The organism is Marinobacter sp. UBA2498 (assembly GCF_002341575.1).
GTDB classification, from domain to species: domain Bacteria; phylum Pseudomonadota; class Gammaproteobacteria; order Pseudomonadales; family Oleiphilaceae; genus Marinobacter; species Marinobacter manganoxydans.
The window spans coordinates 1-427 of the sequence record NZ_DDOI01000018.1 but is presented as its reverse complement, the minus strand read 5'-3'; the positions used below and the strand labels follow the sequence as shown (position 1 = coordinate 427).

The 427-nt window shown below is 58.5% G+C and carries 1 protein-coding gene; it reads left to right on the top strand.

The features are described 5' to 3' along the window. The coding region (locus B2W52_RS01800; protein ID WP_286801075.1) for a glutamate synthase-related protein at positions 1–427 on the top strand (427 nt) is incomplete at both ends.

Sequence of the window (427 nt, the reverse complement as noted above, 5' to 3'; positions counted from 1 at the left end):
TCAAGGGTGTGCCCAGCCGAATCCAGGGTGCCGGGTTCTACGATTTCCAGCAGGACCAGGAGCAATTGGCGTCCGTGGCCTGGAAGCCGCGCAAGCCCATCATTCAGGGCGGTCTTCTGAAGTACGTCCATGGCCAGGAGTATCATGCCTTTAACCCGGATGTGGTCGGTAAGCTCCAGGAGGCGGTGACCAGCGGCGACTATGGCCACTACAAGGAATACGCGGGTCTGGTTAACGAGCGTCCGGTTGCGACGCTCCGTGACCTTCTTGTCTTCCGGAAAGACATCAAGCCGATTGATATTTCGGAAGTAGAGCCGGTTGAAAACATCTTCACCCGCTTTGATTCGGCCGGTATGTCACTTGGTGCCCTGTCACCCGAGGCCCACGAAGCCTTGGCGGTGGCCATGAATACCCTGGGCAGCCGGTC